General features: G+C 60.5%; 31 protein-coding genes. 18 read left to right on the top strand and 13 right to left on the bottom strand.

What is annotated here, in order from left to right; all coding sequences use genetic code 11:
• Positions 1 to 4: 4 nt before the first annotated feature.
• Positions 5 to 376: a helix-turn-helix domain-containing protein gene (locus tag BLP96_RS18640; protein WP_089689047.1), complete on the bottom strand. Its 372-nt coding sequence runs from the start codon at positions 374 to 376 to the stop codon at positions 5 to 7.
• Positions 377 to 397: 21 nt separating this feature from the next.
• The gene (locus BLP96_RS18635) at positions 398 to 649 is read right to left on the bottom strand and encodes a type II toxin-antitoxin system RelE family toxin (RefSeq protein WP_089689046.1); all 252 of its coding nucleotides are present in this window, start codon (positions 647 to 649) and stop codon (positions 398 to 400) included.
• Between the two features lie 148 nt (positions 650 to 797).
• Between BLP96_RS18635 and BLP96_RS18630 the strand changes: the two genes are divergently transcribed.
• The 6 genes from BLP96_RS18630 to BLP96_RS18605 are packed head-to-tail and all read left to right on the top strand — an operon-like array spanning position 798 to position 4,840.
• Positions 798 to 1,352, top strand: a complete 555-nt coding sequence (locus BLP96_RS18630) for a phage baseplate assembly protein V (RefSeq protein WP_089689045.1) — start codon at positions 798 to 800, stop codon at positions 1,350 to 1,352.
• Positions 1,349 to 1,687 (top strand): GPW/gp25 family protein, encoded by a 339-nt coding sequence (locus BLP96_RS18625; RefSeq protein ID WP_089689044.1) that lies wholly within the window; start codon positions 1,349 to 1,351, stop codon positions 1,685 to 1,687. Before BLP96_RS18630 ends, BLP96_RS18625 begins: the two co-directional genes overlap by 4 nt.
• Complete coding sequence (locus BLP96_RS18620) at positions 1,684 to 2,595, top strand: baseplate assembly protein (RefSeq protein WP_089689043.1); 912 nt, start codon at positions 1,684 to 1,686, stop codon at positions 2,593 to 2,595. The genes BLP96_RS18625 and BLP96_RS18620 overlap by 4 nt, the downstream gene beginning before the upstream one ends.
• Positions 2,588 to 3,211, top strand: coding sequence for a phage tail protein I (locus BLP96_RS18615; protein WP_089689042.1), 624 nt, complete (start codon positions 2,588 to 2,590; stop codon positions 3,209 to 3,211). The genes BLP96_RS18620 and BLP96_RS18615 overlap by 8 nt, the downstream gene beginning before the upstream one ends.
• Complete coding sequence (locus BLP96_RS18610) at positions 3,204 to 4,262, top strand: phage tail protein (RefSeq protein ID WP_089689041.1); 1,059 nt, start codon at positions 3,204 to 3,206, stop codon at positions 4,260 to 4,262. Before BLP96_RS18615 ends, BLP96_RS18610 begins: the two co-directional genes overlap by 8 nt.
• 11 nt (positions 4,263 to 4,273) lie before the next feature.
• Complete coding sequence (locus tag BLP96_RS18605) at positions 4,274 to 4,840, top strand: DUF4376 domain-containing protein (RefSeq protein WP_089689040.1); 567 nt, start codon at positions 4,274 to 4,276, stop codon at positions 4,838 to 4,840.
• Between the two features lie 77 nt (positions 4,841 to 4,917).
• On the opposite strand, the gene BLP96_RS18600 is transcribed toward BLP96_RS18605, so the two are convergent.
• Positions 4,918 to 5,562: a hypothetical protein gene (locus BLP96_RS18600; RefSeq protein WP_089689039.1), complete on the bottom strand. Its 645-nt coding sequence runs from the start codon at positions 5,560 to 5,562 to the stop codon at positions 4,918 to 4,920.
• Between the two features lie 198 nt (positions 5,563 to 5,760).
• Here BLP96_RS18600 and BLP96_RS20260 point away from each other — a divergent pair, with 198 nt between their 5' ends.
• Positions 5,761 to 6,009: a hypothetical protein gene (locus BLP96_RS20260; RefSeq protein WP_218118635.1), complete on the top strand. Its 249-nt coding sequence runs from the start codon at positions 5,761 to 5,763 to the stop codon at positions 6,007 to 6,009.
• A gap of 33 nt (positions 6,010 to 6,042) precedes the next feature.
• On the opposite strand, the gene BLP96_RS18590 is transcribed toward BLP96_RS20260, so the two are convergent.
• A complete protein-coding gene (locus tag BLP96_RS18590; RefSeq protein ID WP_143005145.1) occupies positions 6,043 to 6,645 on the bottom strand; it encodes a hypothetical protein in 603 nt (200 codons plus the stop codon).
• 141 nt (positions 6,646 to 6,786) lie between these two features.
• Here BLP96_RS18590 and BLP96_RS18585 point away from each other — a divergent pair, with 141 nt between their 5' ends.
• The 5 genes from BLP96_RS18585 to BLP96_RS18565 all read left to right on the top strand — a co-directional run bounded on the left by BLP96_RS18585 (position 6,787) and on the right by BLP96_RS18565 (position 12,361).
• Complete coding sequence (locus BLP96_RS18585; RefSeq protein WP_089689036.1) at positions 6,787 to 8,298, top strand: phage tail sheath protein; 1,512 nt, start codon at positions 6,787 to 6,789, stop codon at positions 8,296 to 8,298.
• 39 nt (positions 8,299 to 8,337) lie between these two features.
• On the top strand, positions 8,338 to 8,850 hold the full coding sequence (locus tag BLP96_RS18580; RefSeq protein WP_089689035.1) for a phage major tail tube protein: 513 nt from the start codon (positions 8,338 to 8,340) through the stop codon (positions 8,848 to 8,850).
• 251 nt (positions 8,851 to 9,101) lie between these two features.
• On the top strand, positions 9,102 to 9,419 hold the full coding sequence (locus BLP96_RS18575) for a phage tail assembly protein (RefSeq protein WP_089689034.1): 318 nt from the start codon (positions 9,102 to 9,104) through the stop codon (positions 9,417 to 9,419).
• A 26-nt stretch (positions 9,420 to 9,445) separates the two neighbouring features.
• Complete coding sequence (locus BLP96_RS18570) at positions 9,446 to 9,571, top strand: GpE family phage tail protein (RefSeq protein WP_089689033.1); 126 nt, start codon at positions 9,446 to 9,448, stop codon at positions 9,569 to 9,571.
• Positions 9,572 to 9,598: 27 nt separating this feature from the next.
• Positions 9,599 to 12,361 (top strand): phage tail tape measure protein, encoded by a 2,763-nt coding sequence (locus BLP96_RS18565; protein WP_089689032.1) that lies wholly within the window; start codon positions 9,599 to 9,601, stop codon positions 12,359 to 12,361.
• A 5-nt stretch (positions 12,362 to 12,366) separates the two neighbouring features.
• Here the strand turns inward: BLP96_RS18565 and BLP96_RS19980 are convergent, their stop codons facing one another.
• Complete coding sequence (locus BLP96_RS19980; protein ID WP_143005144.1) at positions 12,367 to 12,750, bottom strand: hypothetical protein; 384 nt, start codon at positions 12,748 to 12,750, stop codon at positions 12,367 to 12,369.
• Positions 12,751 to 12,765: 15 nt separating this feature from the next.
• Between BLP96_RS19980 and BLP96_RS18560 the strand changes: the two genes are divergently transcribed.
• Together BLP96_RS18560 and BLP96_RS18555 are read left to right on the top strand one after the other, a co-directional pair.
• Positions 12,766 to 13,215, top strand: coding sequence for a phage tail protein (locus tag BLP96_RS18560; RefSeq protein WP_089689031.1), 450 nt, complete (start codon positions 12,766 to 12,768; stop codon positions 13,213 to 13,215).
• Positions 13,212 to 14,234 carry a contractile injection system protein, VgrG/Pvc8 family gene (locus BLP96_RS18555; RefSeq protein ID WP_089689030.1) on the top strand — a complete coding sequence of 341 codons (1,023 nt, stop codon included), beginning with the start codon at positions 13,212 to 13,214 and terminating at the stop codon, positions 14,232 to 14,234. The genes BLP96_RS18560 and BLP96_RS18555 overlap by 4 nt, the downstream gene beginning before the upstream one ends.
• A gap of 401 nt (positions 14,235 to 14,635) precedes the next feature.
• Here the strand turns inward: BLP96_RS18555 and BLP96_RS18550 are convergent, their stop codons facing one another.
• Positions 14,636 to 14,989 (bottom strand): S24/S26 family peptidase, encoded by a 354-nt coding sequence (locus BLP96_RS18550; RefSeq protein ID WP_089689029.1) that lies wholly within the window; start codon positions 14,987 to 14,989, stop codon positions 14,636 to 14,638.
• Between the two features lie 52 nt (positions 14,990 to 15,041).
• On the opposite strand from BLP96_RS18550, the gene BLP96_RS18545 reads away from it, so the two are divergent.
• Genes BLP96_RS18545 through BLP96_RS20605 form a run of 4 tightly spaced genes read left to right on the top strand, consistent with a single transcriptional unit; the run spans position 15,042 to position 17,920 of the window.
• Positions 15,042 to 16,478 (top strand): DNA cytosine methyltransferase, encoded by a 1,437-nt coding sequence (locus BLP96_RS18545; RefSeq protein WP_218118634.1) that lies wholly within the window; start codon positions 15,042 to 15,044, stop codon positions 16,476 to 16,478.
• Positions 16,468 to 17,277 (top strand): endonuclease, encoded by an 810-nt coding sequence (locus BLP96_RS18540; protein WP_089689027.1) that lies wholly within the window; start codon positions 16,468 to 16,470, stop codon positions 17,275 to 17,277. Before BLP96_RS18545 ends, BLP96_RS18540 begins: the two co-directional genes overlap by 11 nt.
• 41 nt (positions 17,278 to 17,318) lie before the next feature.
• Complete coding sequence (locus tag BLP96_RS18535; RefSeq protein ID WP_176761573.1) at positions 17,319 to 17,777, top strand: very short patch repair endonuclease; 459 nt, start codon at positions 17,319 to 17,321, stop codon at positions 17,775 to 17,777.
• The gene (locus BLP96_RS20605) at positions 17,663 to 17,920 is read left to right on the top strand and encodes a DUF4113 domain-containing protein (RefSeq protein ID WP_089689026.1); all 258 of its coding nucleotides are present in this window, start codon (positions 17,663 to 17,665) and stop codon (positions 17,918 to 17,920) included. The genes BLP96_RS18535 and BLP96_RS20605 overlap by 115 nt, the downstream gene beginning before the upstream one ends.
• Before the next feature lie 21 nt (positions 17,921 to 17,941).
• Here the strand turns inward: BLP96_RS20605 and BLP96_RS20180 are convergent, their stop codons facing one another.
• The 7 genes from BLP96_RS20180 to BLP96_RS18505 form a co-directional block, all read right to left on the bottom strand.
• Positions 17,942 to 18,112, bottom strand: a complete 171-nt coding sequence (locus BLP96_RS20180) for a hypothetical protein (protein ID WP_176761572.1) — start codon at positions 18,110 to 18,112, stop codon at positions 17,942 to 17,944.
• Positions 18,113 to 18,164: 52 nt separating this feature from the next.
• Positions 18,165 to 18,467, bottom strand: coding sequence for a hypothetical protein (locus BLP96_RS18525; protein WP_089689025.1), 303 nt, complete (start codon positions 18,465 to 18,467; stop codon positions 18,165 to 18,167).
• Between the two features lie 302 nt (positions 18,468 to 18,769).
• Complete coding sequence (locus BLP96_RS19970; protein WP_143005143.1) at positions 18,770 to 19,801, bottom strand: hypothetical protein; 1,032 nt, start codon at positions 19,799 to 19,801, stop codon at positions 18,770 to 18,772.
• Between the two features lie 11 nt (positions 19,802 to 19,812).
• Positions 19,813 to 21,399, bottom strand: a complete 1,587-nt coding sequence (locus BLP96_RS18520; protein ID WP_281182952.1) for an AAA family ATPase — start codon at positions 21,397 to 21,399, stop codon at positions 19,813 to 19,815.
• A gap of 43 nt (positions 21,400 to 21,442) precedes the next feature.
• Positions 21,443 to 22,102 (bottom strand): XRE family transcriptional regulator, encoded by a 660-nt coding sequence (locus BLP96_RS18515; RefSeq protein ID WP_143005142.1) that lies wholly within the window; start codon positions 22,100 to 22,102, stop codon positions 21,443 to 21,445.
• A 149-nt stretch (positions 22,103 to 22,251) separates the two neighbouring features.
• Positions 22,252 to 22,590 (bottom strand): hypothetical protein, encoded by a 339-nt coding sequence (locus tag BLP96_RS18510; RefSeq protein WP_089689022.1) that lies wholly within the window; start codon positions 22,588 to 22,590, stop codon positions 22,252 to 22,254.
• Positions 22,591 to 22,624: 34 nt separating this feature from the next.
• Positions 22,625 to 22,904, bottom strand: a 280-nt coding sequence (locus tag BLP96_RS18505; protein WP_143005141.1) for an IS3 family transposase, incomplete at its 5' end; no start/stop codon positions are given.

The raw sequence follows: 22,904 nt of genomic DNA, 5'->3' as shown, positions 1-22,904 counted from the left end.
CCGATCACGTCAGGTCGCTCAGCTCCACGTCCAACGCGTCGGCAATGCGCTTCAAAACGCCCAGGGAGCCGGTTTTCTTGCTGGCCTCGATCTCCGACAGATAGCCCTGACTGATGCCCGCCCTCTCGGCGAGTTCGCCCGCACGCAGCCCGCGATACTCGCGGAACACCCGCACCGGCGCCGTGCCTTCGAGCAACGCCTCGACGACGCGGGACGGAAAGGTCTCCTCGCCCGCATCGACGCGGGCGCGAACCGCATCCGCCGCCTGGATATCGTGATGGTCTTCCGCCTGCTCGAGCAGCGTGGCGTAGTCCTGCTCGCTGAGCACCACCAGGCGCTCGCCGGCCGGCGTTTGGATGAACTGTGGTGTACCCATGATCCGTTTCCTCGTGATTCATCACCGATAGACATCGCCGCGGGCGCCGATCTTGAGTACCAGAAGCACCGTGCCCCGGTCGTCCATGATCACCCGCCAGTCTCCGACCCGTAGGCGGATGTACTCGCTACCCACCAGTGCCTTGACGTTATTGCGCTGAGCCGTTGGGTCTTCGGCATAGGCCGAGATCTTGCGCTGAATGCGCTGCGCATCCGGACGCGGCATGCGCTTCAACGTCTTCAGGGCGTCCTTGCTGTAGGAGATCGTCGTCATGGCTAGAATTATAGCTCAAAGCTAAAAACGAGCAACGGATTTTAGCCGATAGCTAACACTGCTTCCACCGTTCACACCCGGTTGTAAACCCAGCATCCACAACGCCCCCCACTCGCCACTCGCCCAGGGCCGCGCAACCATCGGCGGCATGAGCCAACGCCCCCTGCACGGCGCCGCCGAGCTGCTGCGCCTGATCCACAACCTGGTCCGCCTGGGCACTATCGCCGAGGTGGATCACGCCGCCGCGCGCGTCCGCGTGAAGGCCGGCGAGCTGCTGACCGCCTGGCGGCCCTGGATCGAGTGCCGCGCTGGCACCACCCGCACCTGGAACCCGCCCACCGTCGGCGAGCAGGTGGTGCTGTTCTCCCCCGGGGGCGACCCGGCAGCCGCCGTGGTGCTCACCGGCCTATACCGCGACGCCCACCCGGCCCCGGCCGACCGCGCCGACCTGTGGCGCGCCGTGATGCCTGACGGCGCGGTGATCGAGTACGACCACGCCGCCAGTCACCTGCGCGCCAACCTACCCGGCAGTGCCGAGATTACCGCTCCCTCGGGCCTGGTCATCAACGCCGACACCACCATCAACGGTGCGGTCGCAATAAACGGCGACAGCCTAACCCACAACGGCGTGAACGTCGGCCACGACCACCCCCACAGCGGCGTGGTGCCCGGCAGCGGCCAGAGCGGAGGGCCCGTGCAATGACCGGCATGAACGCCAGCACCGGCCGCCGCCTCGAGCGCCTCGAGCACATCCGCCAGTCCGTGCGCGACATCCTCACCACGCCCATCGGCTCGCGCGTCATGCGCCGCGAGTACGGCAGCCTGCTGCCCGAGCTGATCGACCAGCCCCTGAGCGACGCTCTGCTGCTGCAAGCCTACGCCGCCACCGTCATGGCGCTGCTGCGCTGGGAACCGCGCCTTCGCATCACCGCCGTGCGACGTAGCGTCTCGGCCAGCCAGCCCGGCCGCGCCACGCTCGAGATCGACGGCCAAACCGTCGAGGGCCAGCCCATCCGCGTGGAGGCGCCCATCGCATGAGCGGCACCATCGATCTTTCCCAGCTCCCCGCGCCTCGGGTCGTCGAAGAACTCGACTTCGAGAGCGTGCTGGCCGAGCGCAAGGCGCGCCTGCTCGATCTGGTACCGGCCAGCCAGCGCACTGAGGTCGAAGCCACCCTCGAGCTGGAAAGCGAGCCGCTGACCAAGCTGCTCGAAGAGTCGGCCTATCGCGAGCTCGTCTGGCGGCAGCGCGTCAACGAAGCCGCCAAGGCCGTCATGCTCGCGTTTTCAGAAGACCAGGATCTCGACAACCTCGTCGCGAATTTCGAAGTCGAGCGTCTCATGATCGACCCGGGCGACCCCGACGCCACGCCGCCGGTACCGCCCACCTACGAGAGCAATACCGACCTGCGCCTGCGCGCCCAGCGCGCTTTCGAGGGGCTCAGCGTGGCCGGCCCCCGCGCCGCCTACGAATACCACGCCCTCAGCGCCGACGGCCGGGTGGCCGACGCCACCGCCACCAGCCCGGCACCCGCCGAGGCGCTGGTCACCCTGCTCAGCACCGAAGGCAACGGCACCGCCAGCGCCGAGCTGATCGGCATCGTCGACGCCGCTCTCTCCGCGGAACACGTGCGCCCGGTGGGCGACCGCCTCACCGTGCAATCGGCCGAGATCGTCGACTACCGCGTCGAGGCCACGCTCTACGTCTACCCCGGCCCCGAGCAAGAACCGATCCTCGCCGCGGCGCAAGCGGCCCTGGAGCGCTACATCACCGAGCAGCGCCGCCTCGGCCGCGACATCCGCCTCTCGGCCATCCACGCCGCCCTGCACGTGGAAGGGGTGCAGCGCGTCGAACTCGCCGCGCCCGCCGAAGACGTAGTGCTCGACCGCACCCAGGCCGCCCACTGCACCGGCGTCGAAATCGAGATCGGGGGCAGCGATGAGTGACACGCCCCTGCTGGCGCCCAGCAGCACGCCCCTGGAGCGCGCCGCCGCCGAGGCCCTGGCCGAGATCCAGCGCGTGCCGGTACCGCTGCGCGATCTGTGGCGCCCGGCCACCTGCCCGGCCCACCTGCTGCCCTACCTTGCCTGGGCCTTCTCGGTGGACCGCTGGGATCCCGCCTGGTCCGAGGCCGCCAAGCGCGACGTCATCGCCTCGGCGTTCTACGTGCACGAGCGCAAGGGCACCATCTCGGCGCTGCGCCGGGTGGTCGAGCCCCTGGGCTACCTGCTGGAAGTGGTCGAGTGGTGGGAGACCGAGCCGGCCGGCACGCCCGGCACCTTCTCGCTGCGCATCGGCGTGCTCGACACCGGCATCACCGAAGCCATGTACGGCGAGCTCGAGCGGCTGATCGACGACGCCAAGCCGGTCAGCCGCCATATCACCGGCCTGGACATCACGCTCAGCACTGACCTCACCACCTACGTCGGCGTCGCCATCAACGACGGCGACGAGCTCGACGTACTGCCCTGGGACACCCCCGACATCGACGTCGCATGCCACATCGGGCACGCCTTGGCCGTCACCACCACCGACACACTGGACGTCTACCTCTATGATTGACGAAAACTCCACCTTCGGCGGCTTCCTCACCGAGATCGGCGAGGCCAAGCAAAGCAACGCCAACGCCCTCGAGATCCCCTGGAAGCTGACCCACATGCTACTGGGCGACGCCAACGGCACCGACCCGGTACCTCAGCACGACCAAACTCAGCTGATCCACCAGGTACACCGCGCCGCCATCAACCAGCTCTTCGTGGATCCGAACAACCCCGCGATCCTGATTGCCGAGATCGTGCTACCACCCAACGTCGGCGGCTGGTGGATCCGCGAGCTAGGCATCGAGGACGAAGACGGCGACTTCGTCGCAGTGGCCAACTGCGCGCCCAGCTACAAGCCACTGCTGGCACAAGGTTCCGGCCGCAACCAGGTGGTGCGCATGCACCTCATCCTCAGCAACACCGCCAACGTCGAGCTCAAGATCGACCCCTCGGTGGTGCTCGCCACCCGCAAGTACGCCGACGACGGCGACCATGCCACCGCCCAAGGCGCCGCCGAGGCGTTACAGCAGCACGCCGAGAGCCGAGATCACCCGCTAGCCACCGCAGACGACCGCGGCATGGTCATCAAGGCCAGCCAGCCGGAGGTCGATGCCGGCAACGACGATGGCAAGTTCGTCACCGCGAAGAAGCTCAAGAACTGGGCAGCCAACTGGGTGAAGCAAGCGACGGAAACCGTCGCCGGTATGCTCAAGGTGGCGACCCAGGAGCAAGTAGACACCGGAGAGGATGACGCCACCGCGGTGACGCCGAAGAAGCTGCGGTGGGGGTTCAACGTCCACTATGGATACAACGGTTATGTCGAGTTCCCATCTTGGATGGGCGGCTTGATCATACAATGGATAAGGGCGGATTTCTCCGGGAACATAACATACACATTGCCGACAACGTTCCCTAACGCGCTATGGGGAGGTGCTTCATCTGATCACGGAAGTCCTGAAAGAATAGCCACCTTCTCAGCAGAGACAAACGGACCTGTCACAACGGTAGAACTCGCTACCGACGCTCCCGAATCCAGCGTTCATCCATCCTATTTCCTATTCATTGGCCACTGAGGAAATGTCCCATGTACTACAGCAAGACGCTTGGCGGATTTGCATCAAAGGCCATGCATGATGACGCTGTTCGACTATCCAAACAGCGGTACTCGGAGTTACTTGAAGGCCAGGCAAAGGGGCAGCGAATCGTACCCGATGGCCAGGGAAGACCGACACTCGCGGATCCCCCAGCACCAGGGATCGACACACTCGCCGCCCGCAAGCGCCGCGAAATCGCCACCGCCCTGGCCGATGCCCTCGCCGCCGGCATGCCCTACACCATGCCCGATGGCACCGAAGACGTGGTGCAGATGCGCGCCGAAGACCGGCAGAACCTCATGGGGCTGGCCATCGAGGCCCGCGACCTCAAGGCCGCTGGCGTAACGGATGCCGTCCAGGAATTCCGCGCCGCCTCCAACACCCGCTACCCGATGACACCCGACCAGGTCATCGCCATGACCGACGACGCCATGGCCCACTACAAGCAGCTGCTGCAGCGCAGCTGGGATCGGAAGGATGCGATCGACGAGATCCTCGCCGATGAGGCAATGAGCGAGGACGAGAAGCGGGAGGGGGTTGAAGGAATAACCTGGTAGGCAATTGCTACTCTATAAAGAAGAACTCACATGCCCGCCACCGAGCGGGCTTTGTGCACTGTGGGGCAGAAAGCAAATCATACAACGCCGCTGACGATGAGCTTGATTTCGCACTCGTTTACCTGATCTAGCTCAACCTCGATCCGGCTGGGATCAACATGTACCAGCCTTGGTGTTTCCTGGCCGACAAAAGTGACAGAACACACCCCTTTGACAAGCGAAGGAAGGTAGTAGGACTTTCTACCCAGCAAATCGCCAGCAGCAATCGTGATTTCCTGAATGGTTTGTCCGTTATTATATAGCGTGTGACTGCCATCGCTGTTGCTGCCGGATTCCACTTCCGTGGCGCGCTCCTTTACTACAGCCATAGCGCTGCGGTACAACCGGTCCATCTTGTCGTGCAGCTCATCTGCCTCTTTTGACGTTATGCCGCCCATCTTATTGATTAATTTTTCGAGGTCTTTCTTTGAATCTTTCAAATTCCTTGTGACGACCTTGAACTCTGTACCATTGTGCTTTATAAGCACTTCTTTGATGTGATCTTTAAGAAAATAAGCTAAAACCAAGATAAGAAGTGGCCAAGCGACCACTTTAATTATTTCAACCGCGAAGTGTAGGTAGTGAAAGAGAATTTCCATGCCATGAAGTCCCATCAAGTGTGTTTCTGCGCCGAGTATACCTTTCACCAAGGTAGCGGCGCGTAGCATACCCCACTCGGCCATTGCGCTCCCACAGCCCCTGAGGCTGACCAGAACCACCGCCAGCGGAGCCTTTCGCGTGCGCCAATCATACTGTGCCTACCGTCAGCAGTTCATCACCTGATCAGGCGAGAGGCACACCGCAATGGCGAAATTCCTGCACGGGGTCGAGATCCTCGAGATCGCAACCGGCCCCGGCCCATCCAGACCGTGCGCTCGGGCGTGACCGGCATCGTCGGAACCGCACCGGATGCCGAAGGAGCCACGGCCGCCACGCTCACCGTCGAATTCTCCGCCTCCAACACCCGCTACCCGATTACGCCCAACTGGGTCATCGCCATGACCCACTACAAACTGCTTCTGCAGCGCAGCTGGGATCGGAAGGACGCGATCAATGCCGCACTGGCGGATGAGACGATGGGCCAGGCCGCGAAGCGCGAGGGGATTGAGTCCATGCATTGGTGGCTTTGACTGAGCATAAAGACTACCTGCCTCCCAGCGGGCTTACTCCACCAACCGCCTAGCCAAGTTGATATAAAAAAACAGTTCACGTGCTAACGGGGACAGACTGTTCGAGTTAGGGACTGGCCCACTCAGCGCAGCAGTCTCATTTGTTACCAAGCTAGTACGAACAAGACCGTTTATGATCGGCGACAACATGTAACTATCGATACCTAGAGAGGTCTTGCACTCGAGGATAAATGACTCACGAATCTTCTCGTGGTCAAGGCGAAAATCGGCGTCGTAATAGATCTGGTAGCGATGCATCGCTGCCAATATATCAAGCTCTAACTTTGTCAAACCATTCAGCGAACCGATTGCCATTTGGACAAAGTCAGGTTTTTCCTCAACGTCTCCCGACTTGATGCTTCCGATCAAGGCGTCAGCCAAATAATCCACTACGTCTGTATTCGAGCTATGCTCAAAGGCCCTCGCCACCCTCATGAAGGTGGCGAACCGCTCATCGCTAGCAATCAAATCATCGACACTCAATCCCCCCTGGCGCGCTCTCTCTTCCAGCCTCTCGAACTTCCATTCCATGTGCTTGGAGTAGGCCCCTTTGAGTAAGAGCGACACCATTCTTGCACCTACCGTGGCGGGTTCCACCGTATCGTTCTCCTTGGCTTCCGACTGCAAAGTAGAGCTTCCAGTTGTAGAAGGTTGATACACAACCCCCATTGCTAGAGCCTCACCCCCTCCCGCGCAAGCATGACGGCACAGTCATGCTCACCTGCGCAGGAGCCCAACATGGCCCAGGACTACCATCACGGCGTGCGCGTCGTGGAGAAGAACGACGGCACCCGGCCGATCCGCACCGTGGCCACGGCCGTGGTCGGCCTGGTGGCTACCGCCCCCGAGGCCACGCCCGGCGTGACCGCCTCGCTCACCGTCGAATTCGCCGCCGCCAACAGCGGCGTCACCTACACCGCCGCCAATACGGGCACCGACGGCAACGCCATCCGCGTGCGCTACCTCGACCCCGGCAGCACCTCCGCCACCTTGGCAGTCACCGTCAGCGGCAACGACATCACCGTCACCCTGGCGACCGATGCCGAAGGCGAGATCGTCAGCACCGCCGCCGAAGTGGCCACGGCGGTGAACGGCGAGGCGGATGCCGCCGCCCTGGTCAGCGCCGCCGAGGCCGGCTCGGGTGCCGGCGTGGTGGCCGCCACCGGCTGGCAGCGCCTTTCCGGCGGCGAAGACGAACCCTTCCCGCTGGATACCCCGGTGCTGATCACCGATCCGCTGGGCGCCCAGGGCGACGCCGGCGAGGAAGGCACCCTCGCCGGCTCGCTGGACGCCATCGCCGACCAGGTCGAAACGCTGATCGTCGCGGTGCGCGTGGCCGAGGGCGAGACCGACGAGGAGACCAAGACCCACGTCATCGGCGGCGTCGACGAGAACGGCAAGCGCACCGGCCTGCAGGCGCTGCTCGCCGCCGAGCAGCGCTTCGGCGTCAAGCCCAGGATTCTCGGCGTGCCCGAGCTGGACGACGCCGACGTCACCGCGGAGCTGATCGGTGTGGCCCAGAAGCTGCGCGGCTTCGTCTACGCCTCCGCCGGCGGCAGTGCCACCAAGGAAGAGGCTGCGATGTACCGCGAGAACTTCGGCGCGCGGGAAGTGATGATCGTCTGGCCCGACTTCACCGGCTGGGACACCGCCACTTCCAGCACCCGCAAGCACAGCGCCGTGGCCCGCGCCCTGGGCCTGCGCGCCAAGGCCGACCAGCAGATCGGCTGGCACAAGACGCTCTCCAACATGCCGGTCAACGGCGTCAGCGGCATCAGCAAGGACGTCTTCTGGGATCTCCAGGATCCGAACACCGATGCCGGCTACCTCAACAGCCACGAGGTCACCACGCTCATCAACCGCGGCGGCTACCGCTTCTGGGGCTCGCGCACCTGCAGCGTCGACCCGCTGTTCGCCTTCGAGAACTACACCCGCACCGCCCAGGTGATCGCCGACACCATGGCCGAAGCCCACCTCTGGGCCGTCGACAAGCCCATGCATCCCTCGCTGGTGAAGGACATCGTCGAGGGCATCAACGCCAAGTTCCGCGAGTGGAAGCGCCTGGGCTACATCATCGACGGCCAGGCCTGGTTCGACGCCAAGATCAACACACCCGAGGTGCTCAAGGCCGGCAAGCTCTACATCGACTACGACTACACCCCGGTGCCCCCGCTCGAAAACCTGATGCTGCAGCAGCGCATCACCGACCGCTACCTGGTCGACTTCGCCGACCGCGTCGCCGCCGCCTGAGCCGGTTCGGCATCGGGAACCCCGTAAGGAGAACCACGCATGGCACTTCCCAAGATCCTGAAGGACTTCAACCTCTTCGGCGACGGCAACGACTGGCAGGGGCAGATCCAGAGCCTCACCCTGCCCGAGCTCGCCCGGCGCATGGTCGAGTACGAAGGCGGCGGCATGGACGGCCCCATCGAAGTCGACATGGGCAGCCAGCTCCAGGAGATGACCTGGAGCCCGGGCGGCCTGATCATCGACGGCCTGTTCGACACCTTCGGCTCGCCGATCCACGACGCCGCCCAGTTGCGCTTCGCCGGCAGCTACGAGAGCGACGAAACCGGCCAGGTCGTGCCGGTGGAGATCACCGTGCGCGGCCGCCACAAGACCATCGGCATGGGCGAAGCCCAGAAGGGCGACAACTCCCCCGGCGAGGTCACCACCACGCTCAGCTACTACAAGCTCGTCGTCGACGGCGAAACCGTCATCGAGATGGACAAGCCCGGCCTGGTGTTCAAGGTCCGCGGCGAAGACCGCCTGGCCGAGCGCCGCCGGGCCCTGGGCTTGTAAACGCGAACGCCCCGCCGGTAGGGGCCGGCGGGGCGTTCTGGATTCACTCCCTATCTAGGGGCTAGGGGGAACCTGTGGAACAGCTTAGCAAGTTCATGAAGGAGCTGCGAGCCATGACCGAAGGCCTCTCTCCCGGGCGCTTTTACGCCCTCTGGTCCATCGCATTCACCGTCGCCCTTGGCTACCTCATCGGCAATATCCCCTGGGATCTGCTGCTGAACCAATGACACACCACCACCGGAGCCACACCCATGACCGACAAACAAACCGCCGAGCTGCCCCAGCCGCTGACCGAAACCGTCGAGCTCGACGTGCCGATTCAGCGCGGCAGCCAAACCGTCACCGAACTCACCATCCGCAAGCCCAAGTCCGGCGCGCTGCGCGGCGTGGCCCTCACCGACGTGCTGCAGATGGACGTCACCGCCCTCACCACCGTGCTGCCGCGCATCACCCAGCCCAGCCTGAGCAAGGCCGAGATCGGCGACATGGACCCCGCCGACCTCGTCCAGTGCGGCGGCGTGGTGGCCGGTTTTTTGCTGCCCAGGAAGGCGCGGGAGGGCAGCGAGTAAGCCTGCCGGAGCGCGTCGACGACGCCATGGCGGATCTCGCCATGGTGTTCCACTGGACCCCGGCGGACATGGACGCCATGCCCCTCGAGGAACTCATGGACTGGCGCGAACGCGCCCGCCGCCGCGCCGAGCCACCCAAGCCCGCTCGCTAACCTCACCCTTGCTGACAAGGACCGCCGATGGCCCGCGACCTCAAGCTCCAAGTCATCCTGGATGCCGTGGACCGGGCCACCCGGCCGCTCAAGCAGATCTCCCAGGGCAGCAGCCGAACGGCCGAAGCCCTCAAGGCCAGCCGCGAGCAGCTCAAGACCCTGGAGCGCGCCCAGCGCGACCTGCGCGGCTTCCGTCAGCTCAAGGAACAGTCCGACAAGACCTCCCGCGCCCTGGGCGAACAGCAGGGCAAGATCCGCGCCCTCTCGCGCCAGATGCAAAACGCCGAGGGCGACACCGCCTCCCTCGCCCGCCAGCGCGAACGCGCCATCCGCCAGGCCCGGCAGCTCAAGGACCGGTACCAGCAGGAACAGCGCAAGCTGCACGACCTGCGCCGCGGCATGACCCAGGTGGACGGCGTCACCGGCCGCTACAGCGACCAGCAGCGCGAGCTCACCCGGCGCATCCGCGAGGCCAACGGCCAGCTCGAGGCCCAGCAACGCCAGCTACGCAAAACGGCACAAAAGCAACGCCGGGCCGCGGACGCCGCCCGCCGCTACCACCGCGACACCGGCCGCGCCGCGAGAATGGCCGGCGCCGGTGCCGCCGGCATGGCCACCGGCAGCACCGCCCTCTACGCCGGCGCGCGAATGCTCGCCCCCGGCGTCGCCTACGGCGAGCAGATGAGCGCCGTGCAGGCCGTGGGCCGCTTCAACGCCGACGACGAACACTTCCAGGCGCTCAAGGCGCAATCCCGCGATCTGGGCGCCTCCACCGCCTTCAGCGCCACCGAGGTGGGCGCCGGGCAGGAATTCCTGCTGCGCGCCGGCATGAGCGCCGAGGCCATTCGCCGCTCGATGCGCGACGTGCTAGACCTGGCCATCGCCAACAACACCGAGCTCGGCCAAACGGCCGACATCGCCTCCAACATCGCCGGTGCCTTCAAGATCGACCTCGAGCAGGAAGGCGCCATGGGGCGCGTCGCCGACATCCTCTCCGGCACCGCCAGCCGCGCCAACGTGGATCTCCAAAAGCTCGGCGACACCATGAAGTACCTGGGCGGCGCCGAAGATCTCGAGCTCACCATGGAGCAAGCCGCCTCGATGGCCGGCCTGCTCGGCAACATCGGCATTCAGGGCAGCCAGGCCGGCACCACCCTGCGCGCCATGATGAACCGGCTCACCAACCCCGCCGACAAGGGGGCCGCCGCCATCGAATCCATCGGCCTGGAGATCGCCGACGCCCAGGGCAACATGCGCGCCCTGCCCGAGATCCTGCGCGACATCAACACCGCCACCGCCGAGCTCGGCAACGTCGAGCGCAAGGCCATCCTGCAGGACATCTTCGGGGCCGAGGCCGGCTCCGGCATGGCCGAACTGGTCGACGCCATGGGCGAGGGGCAGCTCGACGAGATCGTCCAGGCCCTGGGCGAGAATTACGGCGAGAACGCCCGCATGGCCCGTACCATGGCCGACAACATCGGCGGTGATCTCAAGGCGCTCAACAGCGCCTGGCAGGAAGTGGGCATCACCCTCACCGACACCAACGAAGGCCCGCTGCGCGAGCTGATCCAGAACGTCACCGCCATCACCCGCGCCGTGGGCGACTGGATGAAGGAAAATCCCGAGCTCACCGCCCAGCTGGCCACCGCCGCCGCCGGCATCGCCGCGCTGGTCGCCGTGGGCGGCGCGCTCACCCTCTCGCTCGCCTCGATCCTCGGGCCCATCGCCATGGTGCGCTACGGCCTGAGCATGATCGGCATCATGGGCGGCGGCACCGGCGGCAAGCTGCTCAGCCTGGCCAAGAAGGCCATTCCCGCCGTGGGGCAAGCGCTGGTCTGGCTCGGCCGGCTGGCCATGGGCCACCCCATCCTGGCGCTGATCTCCCTGGTCGCCGCCGGCGCCCTCTACCTCTGGCAGAACTGGGAAACCATCGGCCCCAAGTTCGCCGCCCTGTGGGACGACATGAAGACCTGGCCCAGCCAGGCCTGGGCAGCGATCGAGGCCGCCTTCGACGAGGGCATCGGCGGCATCACCCGCCTGCTGCTCGACTGGTCGCCGCTGGGCCTGCTGTGGCGCGGCATCCGCACCGCCCTCGAGCTGCTCGGTGTGGAGATCCCCAAGGGCTTCACCTCGCTGGGCACCTTCATCGTCGACGGCCTGATCGGCGGCATCGATGCCAAGTGGCAAGCGCTCAAGGACAAGATCGGCAGCATGGCCAGCGGCGTCACCGGCTGGTTCAAGGAAAAGCTCGGCATCGCCTCGCCCTCCAAGGTCTTCGAAGACTTCGGCGGCAACCTGCTCGAGGGGCTCGTCAACGGCATCGACGAGAAGTGGAACGCGCTGAAAGACGCCATCGGCGGTACCGCCGACGCGGTCACGAACTGGTTCAAGGACAAGCTCGGCATCAACAGCCCCTCGCGCGTGTTCGCCGAGCTGGGCGGCCACACCATGGACGGCTACCGGCAGGGCCTGCAGCGCCGCGAGGCCGGCCCCCTGCGCCAGATCGGCGAGTTCGGCAACCGCCTCAAGCGTGCCGGCGCCGGCCTGGCCATCGGCGCCGCCACCCTGCCTGCCGCGGCGGACGTACCGATCGACAACCGCCCGCCGCTACAGGCCGCCGGCGGCGGTGACGTGAATATCACCATCGGCGACATCAACGTTCACCCCTCACCGGGCATGGACGAGCAGGCTCTGGCCCGCTACGTCGCCGCCGAAGTGCAGCGCGCCCTGGCCGAGGCCGAGCGGGATGCCGCCGCCCGCAGAAGAAGTGCTCTATATGATACTGATTAGTCCATTTACTCACGGATATCGTTGTAGCCTTTAATGCAAAAAAAAGCAGTCAGCGCAGCAGTTCCATAGAAGATAATCGAGAGAAAAGTCAGGATAAATTCATGAAATTTACCAAGCTCACTCATATCAACTGGCAAAGGAGCACCAGAAACAAAGAATTGCATAACAGAGGCAACAATACCTGATATCAGCGCACCACCAAGATAAGGCGACCTCGCTTTTGAAAGCCCTATAACAACACCAACAAGCAGCATAAAACCTTGGATATCAGCACTTCTTACGACCATGAATATCCCCCTTCTATCATCAAGAGTGAAGACAGAAAAAACTGCGACCACCACAGTAAGAAGAGTAAAGCCAAAACCGATGTTCAAACCAACATTTTTCATGTGGATTAATCCCTGATGATGATGACATTCGGAATGTTCGTCTTCGGACTCTCCACCGCCGCCTACCAGGAACTGCAAAGGCAGACCGCCTGGCGGCACCAGGCACAGGGCCGAGTCGGCCGACGTCCAGCCAGACAGTTTCTGGGTATCGGCGAAGAGAGCATCACCTTGAACGGCACCCTGCTGCCGCAATTCACCGGTGGGCAGCAGAGCCTCGACCAGCTGCGCGAGATGGCCAACCAAGGTGCCGCCTGGCCGCTGATCGAAGGCACGGGCACCTACTACGGCCTCTACGTCATCGCCTCGCTCAACGAGCGCAAAAGCAATTTCATGCGCGACGGCGCCGCCCAGCAGATCGAGTTCGATCTCACCCTGGAGCGCATCGACGAAGACGACGCCAGCCACCTTGCCAGCACTGCTGCCATGCGCGCCCTGGTGCCCGCTCTCAATGGAGCCCTGGCATGAGCCTATTCAGCGAGCCGGGCCGCCCTGCCCGCACCCCGGATTACCGCCTGACCCTGGCCGGCCAGCGCATCAGCCCCCAGCTCGGCGCGCGCCTGCAGCGCCTGCGCCTGACCGATCGCCGCGGCCTCGAGGCCGACCAGCTCGACCTCACCCTGGAAGACCACGACGGCCGCCTCGCCCTACCGCCCCGCGGCGCCGAGCTGCACCTGGCCATGGGCTGGAAGGGCGAGCCGCTGGTCGACCGCGGCACCTACATCGTCGACGAAGTGGAGCACTCGGGCGCCCCGGACGTGCTAACGATCCGCGCGAGATCCGCCGACATGCGCCAGGGGCTGCCCGGCAAGCGCACCCAGAGCTGGGACGACATCGCCCTGGGCGACATCATCGCCACCATCGCCGAACGGCACGACCTGGAGCCCAAGACCGGCCAGCACCTCCAGGGCATCTACCTCGAGCACATCGACCAGACCGAAGAGAGCGACTTGCACTTCCTGACGCGGCTGGCCGAACGCTACGACGCCATCGCCACCGTGAAGGCCGGCCGGCTGCTGTTCATTCCCGAAGGCACTGGCACCACCGCCGGCGGCACCGAGATCCCACCCATCCGCCTCACCCGCCAGGCCGGCGACCGCCACCGCTACAGCGTGACCGACCGCGACGCCTACACCGGCGTGGTGGCCGAATGGCACGACCCCGATGCCGCCGAACCGCGCGAGGTCATCGCCGGCAGCGCCGGCGAACCCAAACGCCTGCGCCCCACCTACGCCACCGAAGCCGACGCCCTGGCCGCCGCAGAGAGCGAATGGCAGCGCCTGCAGCGCGGCGGCGCCGCCTTCACCCTGGACCTCGCCGAAGGCCGCCCCGAGCTCAACCCCGAAACACCGGTAACGCTGGCCGGCTGGAAGCGCGAGATAGACGCCACGGCATGGCTGATCACCGAGATCGGCCACGAGCTCAGCGACAGCGCGCTGACCAGCTCGCTGCAGATGGAGCTGGCTAGTCGACCCGATGCTGATTGACACTTGTCCTACAGACCAAAATACACTATATATTGTAGCTATAGGGTAATAGCGATCTATATATGGAATCAGAGGTGTACCATGGGCTCGGTCAACAAGAGCGCTGTCACCGGACGGTTCGTTAAGGAAAGCACCGTCAAGAGCAACCCGAAAACCACCTACAAGCAGACGACCAGCAAAGGTGGGTGCGGTCCGAAAGGAAAGAAGGGAAAGTAAACCCTGGGCCGACAGCGAAAGCCCCTCACCATCCCTGGTGAGGGGCCGATTACCTGTGCCGCGTGCCTTCATCCATGGCGGCCGTTACGGCTCGCGCTTCCTCGGCGACACACCCTCATGATTGCCCCTGGCACGCGCCCGCTCCATCATCAATCTTCACCGGCTCATGTAAGCCAAAACTGACATCACCACGCATACCGCCTCGCCTGGCTGACCACCACGCCCCGCAGATCCGACTGCCGGGCCCAGACCGACTCCCGCGGCCCGACGGTGGGTATCAACCGGATCCGCCCACCGATCCGGTGCCCCTTGAACAACCGCTGCTCGCCCTCGCGCTCGACCACCACCAGGTCGGCATGCTGGGCCGGGCGGGCTTCATCCACTACCAGCAAATCGCCCTCGATCACCGGGCCGCACACCCCGGCGTCTTCCCCCACTTCCACCAAGTAGCAACTCGGCGCGAACTGCGAAAGGTCATACCCGGCCAGCGCCGGATGCTTCATGCCCGCCACCAGCGGGCCCAGGTAGATCACGCGCATTGCCCTGCCTCGCTTCTTCTTCTCGCAATCTAGGCCACGGCCAGCTAGCCCAATGACCGCTTGGCATGACCGACGATTCTGTAATACTGTATATAACAACAGTATTAGAGAAAAGCTCACGACCGGGAAATCGTCGATCACAAACGGTATAGTAGGCCGCCGTGGGTACGGGTTCACCAACAGCACCGATGGCACCCAGATGACAGAAAAAAAGTCTACGAAACAAAGACCTATCGGAATCGATCTTTTCGCCGGCGCAGGTGGCATGTCCCTCGGCTTCGAGCAAGCCGGCTTCGACGTAGCCGCTGCGATCGAGATCGACCCCATTCACTGCGCAACCCACGAGTACAACTTCCCCCACTCGAAGGCGATCTGCTCCAGTGTCGTCGACGTGACCGGCGACGAAATCAGACAGCGAGCCGGAATCGGCGGCCGAGAGGTCGATGTGGTGTTCGGCGGTGCACCCTGCCAGGGCTTCTCCTTGATTGGTAAACGGGTTCTCGACGATCCTCGCAATCGGCTGGCATCGCACTACGTTCGACTGGTCGAGGAGCTCGAGCCGAAATACTGCGTCTTCGAGAACGTCAAAGGGCTGACGCTGGGAAAGCACCGCAAATTCCTCGATGAAATGATATCGGCGCTGGACGCTGCCGGTTACGACGTCGTCATGCCTTATCGGGTGCTGAACGCAGCGGATTACGGCGTTCCCCAATCCCGTCAACGCCTGTTCCTGATTGGAGCGCGGAAAGGGCTACCCGCACCGGCATACCCGGAACCGCTGAAGGAGGGCGCTACCGTCTGGGATGCCATCGGCGATCTGCCCGATGCCAACACTTTCGAAGAGCTGAAGACGACCGATGCCGTGCGTACCGAATGGACTACCGAGTCGACATACGCACGGCGGCTGAGAGGTCTCGAGCGCGACCCAGGCGACTACAGCTACCCTCGAATCCACGACCCCGACCTCCTGTCGTCGAGCCTACGCACGGAGCACACCGACCTTTCGAAGAGCCGCTTCGCTTCGACGGAACCCGGTAAAACCGAGCCCGTAAGCCGCTTTCGCAAGCTGGATCCGGAAGGACTGTGCAATACCCTGCGTGCCGGCACCGATAGCGCTCGTGGCGCCTTCACCTCGCCGCGGCCGATTCACCCGAGCCTGGCTCGCGTGATCACGGTTCGCGAAGCGGCTCGCCTCCACTCGTTTCCGGACTGGTTCCGTCTGCACTCGACCAAGTGGCACGGCTTCAGGCAGATCGGCAACAGCGTTCCGCCCTTGCTCGGCAGAGCGGTGGCCGGCCAGATCATGCAGGCCCTGGGTGCGACGCCGAAGAAGCCGAGGAGAAAGCTCGAGCTCAACGAAGCCGAATTTCTCTACATGGACATGGGCGATGCCGCCGGATACTTCGGCGTACCGCACGACACCATCGCCCAAAGAACGCGAAAAAACGCACCGAAAAAGGTGGTAAGGGATAAAGCCGATGTCGGGTGAAAAGAAGGGCCGCAAGCCCAATCGCTATACGGCTATCATCCAGCGCATATTCGACGACCATTACGTGCCCGGCGACATGGAATTCGAATTCGCAAGGGATGAAGCCGAGGCCATCGCCGCTGAGCTGGAGATCGAGTTGCCGAAGAACATCGGCGACATTTTCTATTCGTTCCGCTACAGAAACGAGCTCCCGGAAGCGATCACATCGACCGCAGAACCGGACCTGGAGTGGATCATCGAAGGTGCCGGACGTGCAAGGTATCGGTTCAAACAAGTAAAGCTTAGCCGAATCGTACCCCGCGACGATCTCGTCACTGTCAAGATTCCCGACGCCACGCCGGAAATCATCGGCACCAACGCCCTGGGCGATGAGCAGGGTCTGCTGGCCAAGGTGCGTTACAACCGGTTGATCGACGTATTCCTAGGTATCGCCGCCTACTCGCTCCAGAACCACCTGAGAACGACCGTCAAAGGGTTGGGCCAAATCGAAATCGACGAGATCTATGTCGGAGTGAACAGTAACGGCCAGCAGTACGTCGTCCCCGTTCAAGCCAAAGGCGGCAAAGACAAACACGGGGTCACCCAGACCGAGCAAGACATTCGCTGCTGCGAACAGAAGTTCCCGGACCTGATCTGCCGCGCCGTCTCCGCACAGTTCATGGAAGATGATCGCATCGCTATGTTCGAGCTGACCGTAGAAGACAGCGAGATCAAGGTCGTTCGCGAGAAGCACTACAAGCTCGTGCCCTCGAGCGAGATCTCCTCCACCGATCTCGACGTCTACGCCAGAATGGAGTGATCGCTACCGCCGACCGCCACCTAACGAGCGAGGAGGCCACATTGATCGACCACGTCGACACCAAGACTCGCTCCAGGATAATGGCCTCGGTCGGCGGTAAAAACACCGGCCCCGAAATGGCGCTGCGCCGCTACCTGCACAAGCGTGGCTATCGCTTTCGCCTCCACCGCAAAGACTTACCGGGCACGCCGGACCTGGTGCTGCCGAAATACCGCCTCGCCATCTTTGTGCACGGTTGCTACTGGCATAGGCACGCCGGCTGCTTCTACGCTTCGACACCGAAAACGAACGAGCTCTTTTGGAAAGAAAAATTCGACAAGAACATCGCTAGGGATCGCAGGCAGCAGGCCGAACTGCAGCGTCTGGGCTGGCGAGTGCTGATCGTATGGCAGTGCGGCTTGCGTTTCTCCTTGGACAGGTTGGGAGAAACGACCGAACGCATCGAGAGCGGCACGGAGCTTGCCGAGTGGCCAAGCGCTCCTCCGCGGCCACGCCTCTAAACGATCGAGACAGGGCATACCACACCGCCTGGCACCTGCGCTGCGCGCACCGCACCCCACGCTGGACCACGCGGTGGGAAGAGATCCCTGCAGTTGAGGCTGGCCAGAAACATCAACGCCCCGGTAAGGACCGAGGCGCATAGAAGGCGAGAAGGAAGGAAGAATCAGCCCCCTGCAAAGCGGATGATGGCAAAAACCAAAGCCGCCACCGCGATGATGGTGCCAACATTCCACTTGATGATGTTGGCCTCGGTGCGTGCAAGCGACTCCTTGGTGGCCATCGTCTCCTTGACGACCGCCACTTCCTGCTCCAGATGCCGTAAGCGCTGGTCCATATCCGGTGGCTCCCCGCCGCCATCCAGCGGCCTCAAGTGACGAACGTTTCTGTCAACCATTGTCACCCTCATCTTCCATGAACGCCAATACTTCGATGTCACGGATGTAGTGGATATAGCCGCAGTTTAAACAAACCCGCAAAAACTCACCGTAACCACGGCGGGAACCATCCTCCAGCTCATGCAACACTCTAACAGCAGGGGCTTGGCCTTCACCTAAAAGATCTCCGTGAGGCTCGAAAACCGAGATACTCATCTGGCCAGACCGGCACATCGGACAATTGTCGCCGATGCCCTTGGCCTCCAAAAAGCGTTTGATCACGCCACCGGTGACCCGATAATCGAAGCTGATCATCCCATCGGCGCCCTCTGAAGTAGGAGTAAAAGATAGCACAGAGTAAGGGTAATCTCCCGCCGTACTGAAGCAACCAAATCCGCATCATCATTCATCGGCCGACTCACTCGCACGCTCACCGGCTCGTGCGGCCGGTAGCCCCACCACACCTAGTCCATCACCAGCGACGCGTCATCGCTGGGATGGCGAACCGCTGTGATCCAGGTGCCCAGATTCAGGATGTGGGGTGGCGCCTGCTCTCGGGCCCCGGCGGCTGACGGAGGACAGGTGAAGTGTTGAGCTTTAGGGATATTTAAATAAGTTCATCTTGTAACTCTCTTTATACAAACCCCCCAAGCGGCGACCACCTCACTTAGCCATCTCCACTCCTTATTTTCATCTAGATTGAATAATTTATATGACTTGTGAGGCGAGCATTCAGCCATGGTATTATAGCAATGTCTCGCAATATTCTCACTTATACCTTCACAAACCCACACTTCACCCTCGAACTCACTGACTAAACCAGTCCAATAGCTTTCACCAACTCGTGCATCAATATTCAACGCATCCTCAATTTTAAGGCCTTTCTTATGGTCAAAAAAATCTCTGAAACCTTTATCATCCAAATATTCAAACCTTGCTAAGCAACTTCGTCTTTCATGAGGAATAGATTTACAAACTATCTCCTTGGGGATTATGTTCTCTATCTCTCTACAGTTCAAAACCTCCAGAAAGTATAACTCATTAAGTCCTTTCGAATAACCATTAAACCTCTTGGCCGTCCCACCAATCGAACCTTCGGGGTGAGATTTATCACTATCTAAAACACATAGGACAGGATTACCATCGTTTAAGAGCCTGACAAACTGATCGAACGTGGTAGCACCGCCCCCATGATAGCATGCAAACCTGATATCGTGCTGACCATAAAGCCCTTTATGAATGAGATTAAAAATTGCACCGTAATAATAAATATCTGAATCGTCAGTGTTCTCTACAACAAACCTAGACTTTTGCCAGAATGAACTATCAAGAAGCCTACGATAGCCAACTACAATCTTTTTACCATCCACGCAATTTAAAGCATCCTTATCCTCAAAGCTCACCTCGAGATGAAAGAGGAAATTTTCATGAAAGCTTTTCGCGCCCCTTACAAACTCATTAAGTTTAGACAACACTCGTTGAACATATGGCCCGAGGCAATTTTCTTGTATCAAATAACGCACTAGACTCTTCGGCATCCAAAGTACATTTTTCCCTTCGCCAAATGAGTTAACTGCATGCCCAATTACTCTGAGCTTGTTCTCCTCATCCTCTGAGAAGTCAGGAAAATCGGGGATTCTAACAATCATAACGCCCCCGACTATGCTGAAAGAAAGCCGGCCGGCCAATCAATCAAGTAGCCGTCCTCATCAAAACCGGACGACTTTGTCTCAGTCAAACCTTCATCAGTTTTGTTGAATATTGTTATCCCTAGGTTTTTGCTTTCAATTTCCTCGCGTTCAATGGCATCGCCAAAAGCTTCAATAATATGATTACTATGGGTCTCAAAAACAAACCTGATCTTTCTTTTAGATTTCAACGAAGAAAGCTTGGCTATTGCAGCAGCAAATTTATACTGCAACAATGGATGCAAGTGAAGTTCAGGTTGCTCAATCACAATAAGAGAATCAAAGGGCCGAAGTGAAAAATTAAACTTCCTACTCCCAACAATATTTTCTTTTTCTAGCCAAATAGAGACTACGATTGGCAAAACTTGAGAGTAGCCAAATCCCATGTCACTGATATTAAAATACTTGCCCTCGCCCTCCTCTTTTATTAGCAATGCGTAATGCGACCCCTTGCCCGACATCTCCAAGGAGAATCCAAAATTCTCTTCCATCCAATTTTTAAGCAAGCTCTTTTGCCTACTATCTAAAGAATTTATGACCATTGGCAAGTTAGAGCCTAAATGGTCAATCTCATCAACTTGGAGATCTTGATACCTATAAAATCTTTCTGCAGATGCACGAACCGGACCTAAATATCTAACACCCAGAAAAAAAGAATTCAGAGTTGAATTCGCTTCTTGCACCACGTCTGTGATATGCAAGCACAAATTATACATCTGAATAACTTCGCCAACCTCATCTTCGTACCCTTCCACATTCTTTTGAAACTGACTGTTAGAATAAAAGGCCTTTTTAAAATAAGAAAAACCTTCTTCCTTACCCATCAGCCCCATAGACTTTATTGCACTTAGCACTGAATCTGGCTGCTTTGTTTTATGATGCCAAGACATTAGGTAATCTTTCATCTTTTCCACAATCTCTGGGAATATTTGTCTTGACAAAAACACACGCTTCCCAGAGCTCCTTTCTTTAAAAATCACCCGAGGTATAAGACTACCTGCAATTACACGATAAGATTTTTCAAATTCAACTTCATACCCAACTTTATCATTTCTAGCCACAAAGCTATAAACATCATTGTTTTTTATCTTTAAATCAACTACCGTATTATCAAGCTCAATCTTTAACGAGCTTGCAGAGGTGGTATTGTTGTAATTAGAAACACCTATACTAATATTCGGAGATATCGAAAATCTCTCTTTCTGAATAACGATATCAATTAGATTATCTTCATCATCAAAAGTTTCTGATATATAATCCTCCGATCTCGAAATACTTAAATCAAAATCAAAAAAAATCTCATCACAATTTCTTAAAGCATTTATTGCGGCATCAAAGTCCCCGAAGTCCACATAGTTACCAAACCATAAAATAGGCCCTTTTGTCTTCTCCTCCATTGACTGCCTCAACAAAGGAAATAGCCTAGCAAATGTGCTCTTCCCAGAGCTATTCTTTCCCACAAAAACATTAATATCACGTATAGGGATATATTCTGATTTCATCGGAAAGCTACGTAGATTTCTAACTCTAATAGAATTAACAGAGCTCAAAATAAACACCCCGCATAGATAAAATTCATACGACTTAAAATGAATGTCTAGCTCAACTCACTCTACCAATCCGAATCTCACACCGCCCCAGGATCTCCACGTCCTTCATATCCTGCGGCTTGATCAATTCCGGCTGGTAGTGCTCGTTATCGCTGATCAGCAGCCAGGCGCCGCCGGCCACCCGCTGCACGCGCTTGATGCGCCGCTCTCCATGCACGAGCAGCAGAAACACCCCTTCCGGCTTCGGCTCGCGGCGGCTGCGGTCCACCAGCACCCAGTCGCCGTCGGCGAGGGTGCCGTCCATCGAATCGCCGCGCACCTTGATGCCGACCACCTGGGCCGGGTCCAGCCCCTGGGCGGCCAGTTGGTCAGTGGGGAAGTAGAGCGTGGTCTCGACCTCTTCCTGCTCCAGCGAGCGGCCATCACCGGCGGCGGCCTCGATGTCGTACATGGCCACCGGTGAAAGCCCTTCCTCTGCAGGCTCAACCCCCTCAGCATCGTTGGTCGAACGAATACCACTGACCACGTACTGAATGTCCACGCCGATCTTCGCAAGGCTCTCCAGGTAGAGGGCATCAGGATGCCTTTTGCCCGTTTCGTAGTTCGATTGGGCAAATTTCTTGACCCCTCCAACCTCGCCAAAAGCCGTCTGTGACAAGCCTAGCCGGGTTCGCTCTTCTCTGAGCCGCTCGCCAATGTTGCTCAATGTCACACATTTCACCCTTGACAGTTGCTCGTTTGAACAACATGCTTAGAAAACAGTCTTTCAAATCACATCACAAGGGAGTCACTGCCATGACCGCCCCGCAACCCATCACAGCCACGCTGCCGATGCGCCCGCTGGTCAACAAAGCGGCAACGTCAGGCCCAACCTGGTTTATGGCCCAGGCGCAGAGCTTCCTGGAGCTCGAGCAGTTTGTGCTGCTCTTCCCTCACGAGCGCGTCTTGCTCGGGATCGTCCGCCTGGTAAAGCGCCTGCTCAGCCCGCTCGGCCTGGGCGATATAGCGGTCCACCATCTTACGGCGACCACTCCGAGCCAGGTTCTTGCGGACGTTGCCAAGGACTTCGCCTTTGGTGTGGCCATCCGCATCGGCCAGAAAAGCAATTTTGTTAAGCCGCATCCCCTGGGGGCGGGGCGTGATGTCCATCAGGACGCCTTCCGGGTCACGCCAGACGGCGTGCCACTCCGCCTCGATCATCACTTGATCTTACCCAGCAATCGTGGACACCGATCTAAGCGATCACTCGGGCCTCGAAGGCCTCTGGGCTGATCATCCCAATCGCACTGTGCCGGCGCTGCCGGTTGTAGTCCATCTCGATGTACTCGAACACTTGCCGCCGCATGGCGTCCCGGGTCTCGAAACGCTCGCCATGGATCGCCTCGACCTTCAGGCTATGGAAGAAGCTCTCGGCGCACGCGTTGTCGTAGCAATTGCCCTTGGCACTCATGCTGCACTTCAGCTCGTGCTGGATCACCAGTGACTGGTACAGGGTCGAACAATACTGGCTGCCG

It is taken from the genome of Billgrantia gudaonensis (genome assembly GCF_900100195.1).
Lineage (GTDB): Bacteria > Pseudomonadota > Gammaproteobacteria > Pseudomonadales > Halomonadaceae > Halomonas > Halomonas gudaonensis.
Note: the sequence above shows the minus strand (reverse complement) of the source record. Positions and strands in the feature narration are given on the sequence as shown.

Excerpts from the sequence above, each read along its gene's own strand:
- BLP96_RS18640 (WP_089689047.1), bottom strand. The coding sequence starts at position 376 with ATGGGTACACCACAGTTCATCCAAACGCCGGCCGGCGAGCGCCTGGTG.
- BLP96_RS18635 (WP_089689046.1), bottom strand. The coding sequence starts at position 649 with ATGACGACGATCTCCTACAGCAAGGACGCCCTGAAGACGTTGAAGCGC.
- BLP96_RS18630 (WP_089689045.1), top strand. The coding sequence starts at position 798 with ATGAGCCAACGCCCCCTGCACGGCGCCGCCGAGCTGCTGCGCCTGATC.
- BLP96_RS18625 (WP_089689044.1), top strand. The coding sequence starts at position 1,349 with ATGACCGGCATGAACGCCAGCACCGGCCGCCGCCTCGAGCGCCTCGAG.
- BLP96_RS18620 (WP_089689043.1), top strand. The coding sequence starts at position 1,684 with ATGAGCGGCACCATCGATCTTTCCCAGCTCCCCGCGCCTCGGGTCGTC.
- BLP96_RS18615 (WP_089689042.1), top strand. The coding sequence starts at position 2,588 with ATGAGTGACACGCCCCTGCTGGCGCCCAGCAGCACGCCCCTGGAGCGC.
- BLP96_RS18610 (WP_089689041.1), top strand. The coding sequence starts at position 3,204 with ATGATTGACGAAAACTCCACCTTCGGCGGCTTCCTCACCGAGATCGGC.
- BLP96_RS18605 (WP_089689040.1), top strand. The coding sequence starts at position 4,274 with ATGTACTACAGCAAGACGCTTGGCGGATTTGCATCAAAGGCCATGCAT.
- BLP96_RS18600 (WP_089689039.1), bottom strand. The coding sequence starts at position 5,562 with ATGGCCGAGTGGGGTATGCTACGCGCCGCTACCTTGGTGAAAGGTATA.
- BLP96_RS18585 (WP_089689036.1), top strand. The coding sequence starts at position 6,787 with ATGGCCCAGGACTACCATCACGGCGTGCGCGTCGTGGAGAAGAACGAC.
- BLP96_RS18580 (WP_089689035.1), top strand. The coding sequence starts at position 8,338 with ATGGCACTTCCCAAGATCCTGAAGGACTTCAACCTCTTCGGCGACGGC.
- BLP96_RS18575 (WP_089689034.1), top strand. The coding sequence starts at position 9,102 with ATGACCGACAAACAAACCGCCGAGCTGCCCCAGCCGCTGACCGAAACC.
- BLP96_RS18570 (WP_089689033.1), top strand. The coding sequence starts at position 9,446 with ATGGCGGATCTCGCCATGGTGTTCCACTGGACCCCGGCGGACATGGAC.
- BLP96_RS18565 (WP_089689032.1), top strand. The coding sequence starts at position 9,599 with ATGGCCCGCGACCTCAAGCTCCAAGTCATCCTGGATGCCGTGGACCGG.
- BLP96_RS19980 (WP_143005144.1), bottom strand. The coding sequence starts at position 12,750 with ATGAAAAATGTTGGTTTGAACATCGGTTTTGGCTTTACTCTTCTTACT.
- BLP96_RS18560 (WP_089689031.1), top strand. The coding sequence starts at position 12,766 with ATGATGATGACATTCGGAATGTTCGTCTTCGGACTCTCCACCGCCGCC.
- BLP96_RS18555 (WP_089689030.1), top strand. The coding sequence starts at position 13,212 with ATGAGCCTATTCAGCGAGCCGGGCCGCCCTGCCCGCACCCCGGATTAC.
- BLP96_RS18550 (WP_089689029.1), bottom strand. The coding sequence starts at position 14,989 with ATGCGCGTGATCTACCTGGGCCCGCTGGTGGCGGGCATGAAGCATCCG.
- BLP96_RS18545 (WP_218118634.1), top strand. The coding sequence starts at position 15,042 with ATGACCGCTTGGCATGACCGACGATTCTGTAATACTGTATATAACAAC.
- BLP96_RS18540 (WP_089689027.1), top strand. The coding sequence starts at position 16,468 with ATGTCGGGTGAAAAGAAGGGCCGCAAGCCCAATCGCTATACGGCTATC.
- BLP96_RS20605 (WP_089689026.1), top strand. The coding sequence starts at position 17,663 with ATGGCAGTGCGGCTTGCGTTTCTCCTTGGACAGGTTGGGAGAAACGAC.
- BLP96_RS20180 (WP_176761572.1), bottom strand. The coding sequence starts at position 18,112 with ATGGACCAGCGCTTACGGCATCTGGAGCAGGAAGTGGCGGTCGTCAAG.
- BLP96_RS18525 (WP_089689025.1), bottom strand. The coding sequence starts at position 18,467 with ATGATCAGCTTCGATTATCGGGTCACCGGTGGCGTGATCAAACGCTTT.
- BLP96_RS19970 (WP_143005143.1), bottom strand. The coding sequence starts at position 19,801 with ATGATTGTTAGAATCCCCGATTTTCCTGACTTCTCAGAGGATGAGGAG.
- BLP96_RS18510 (WP_089689022.1), bottom strand. The coding sequence starts at position 22,590 with ATGATCGAGGCGGAGTGGCACGCCGTCTGGCGTGACCCGGAAGGCGTC.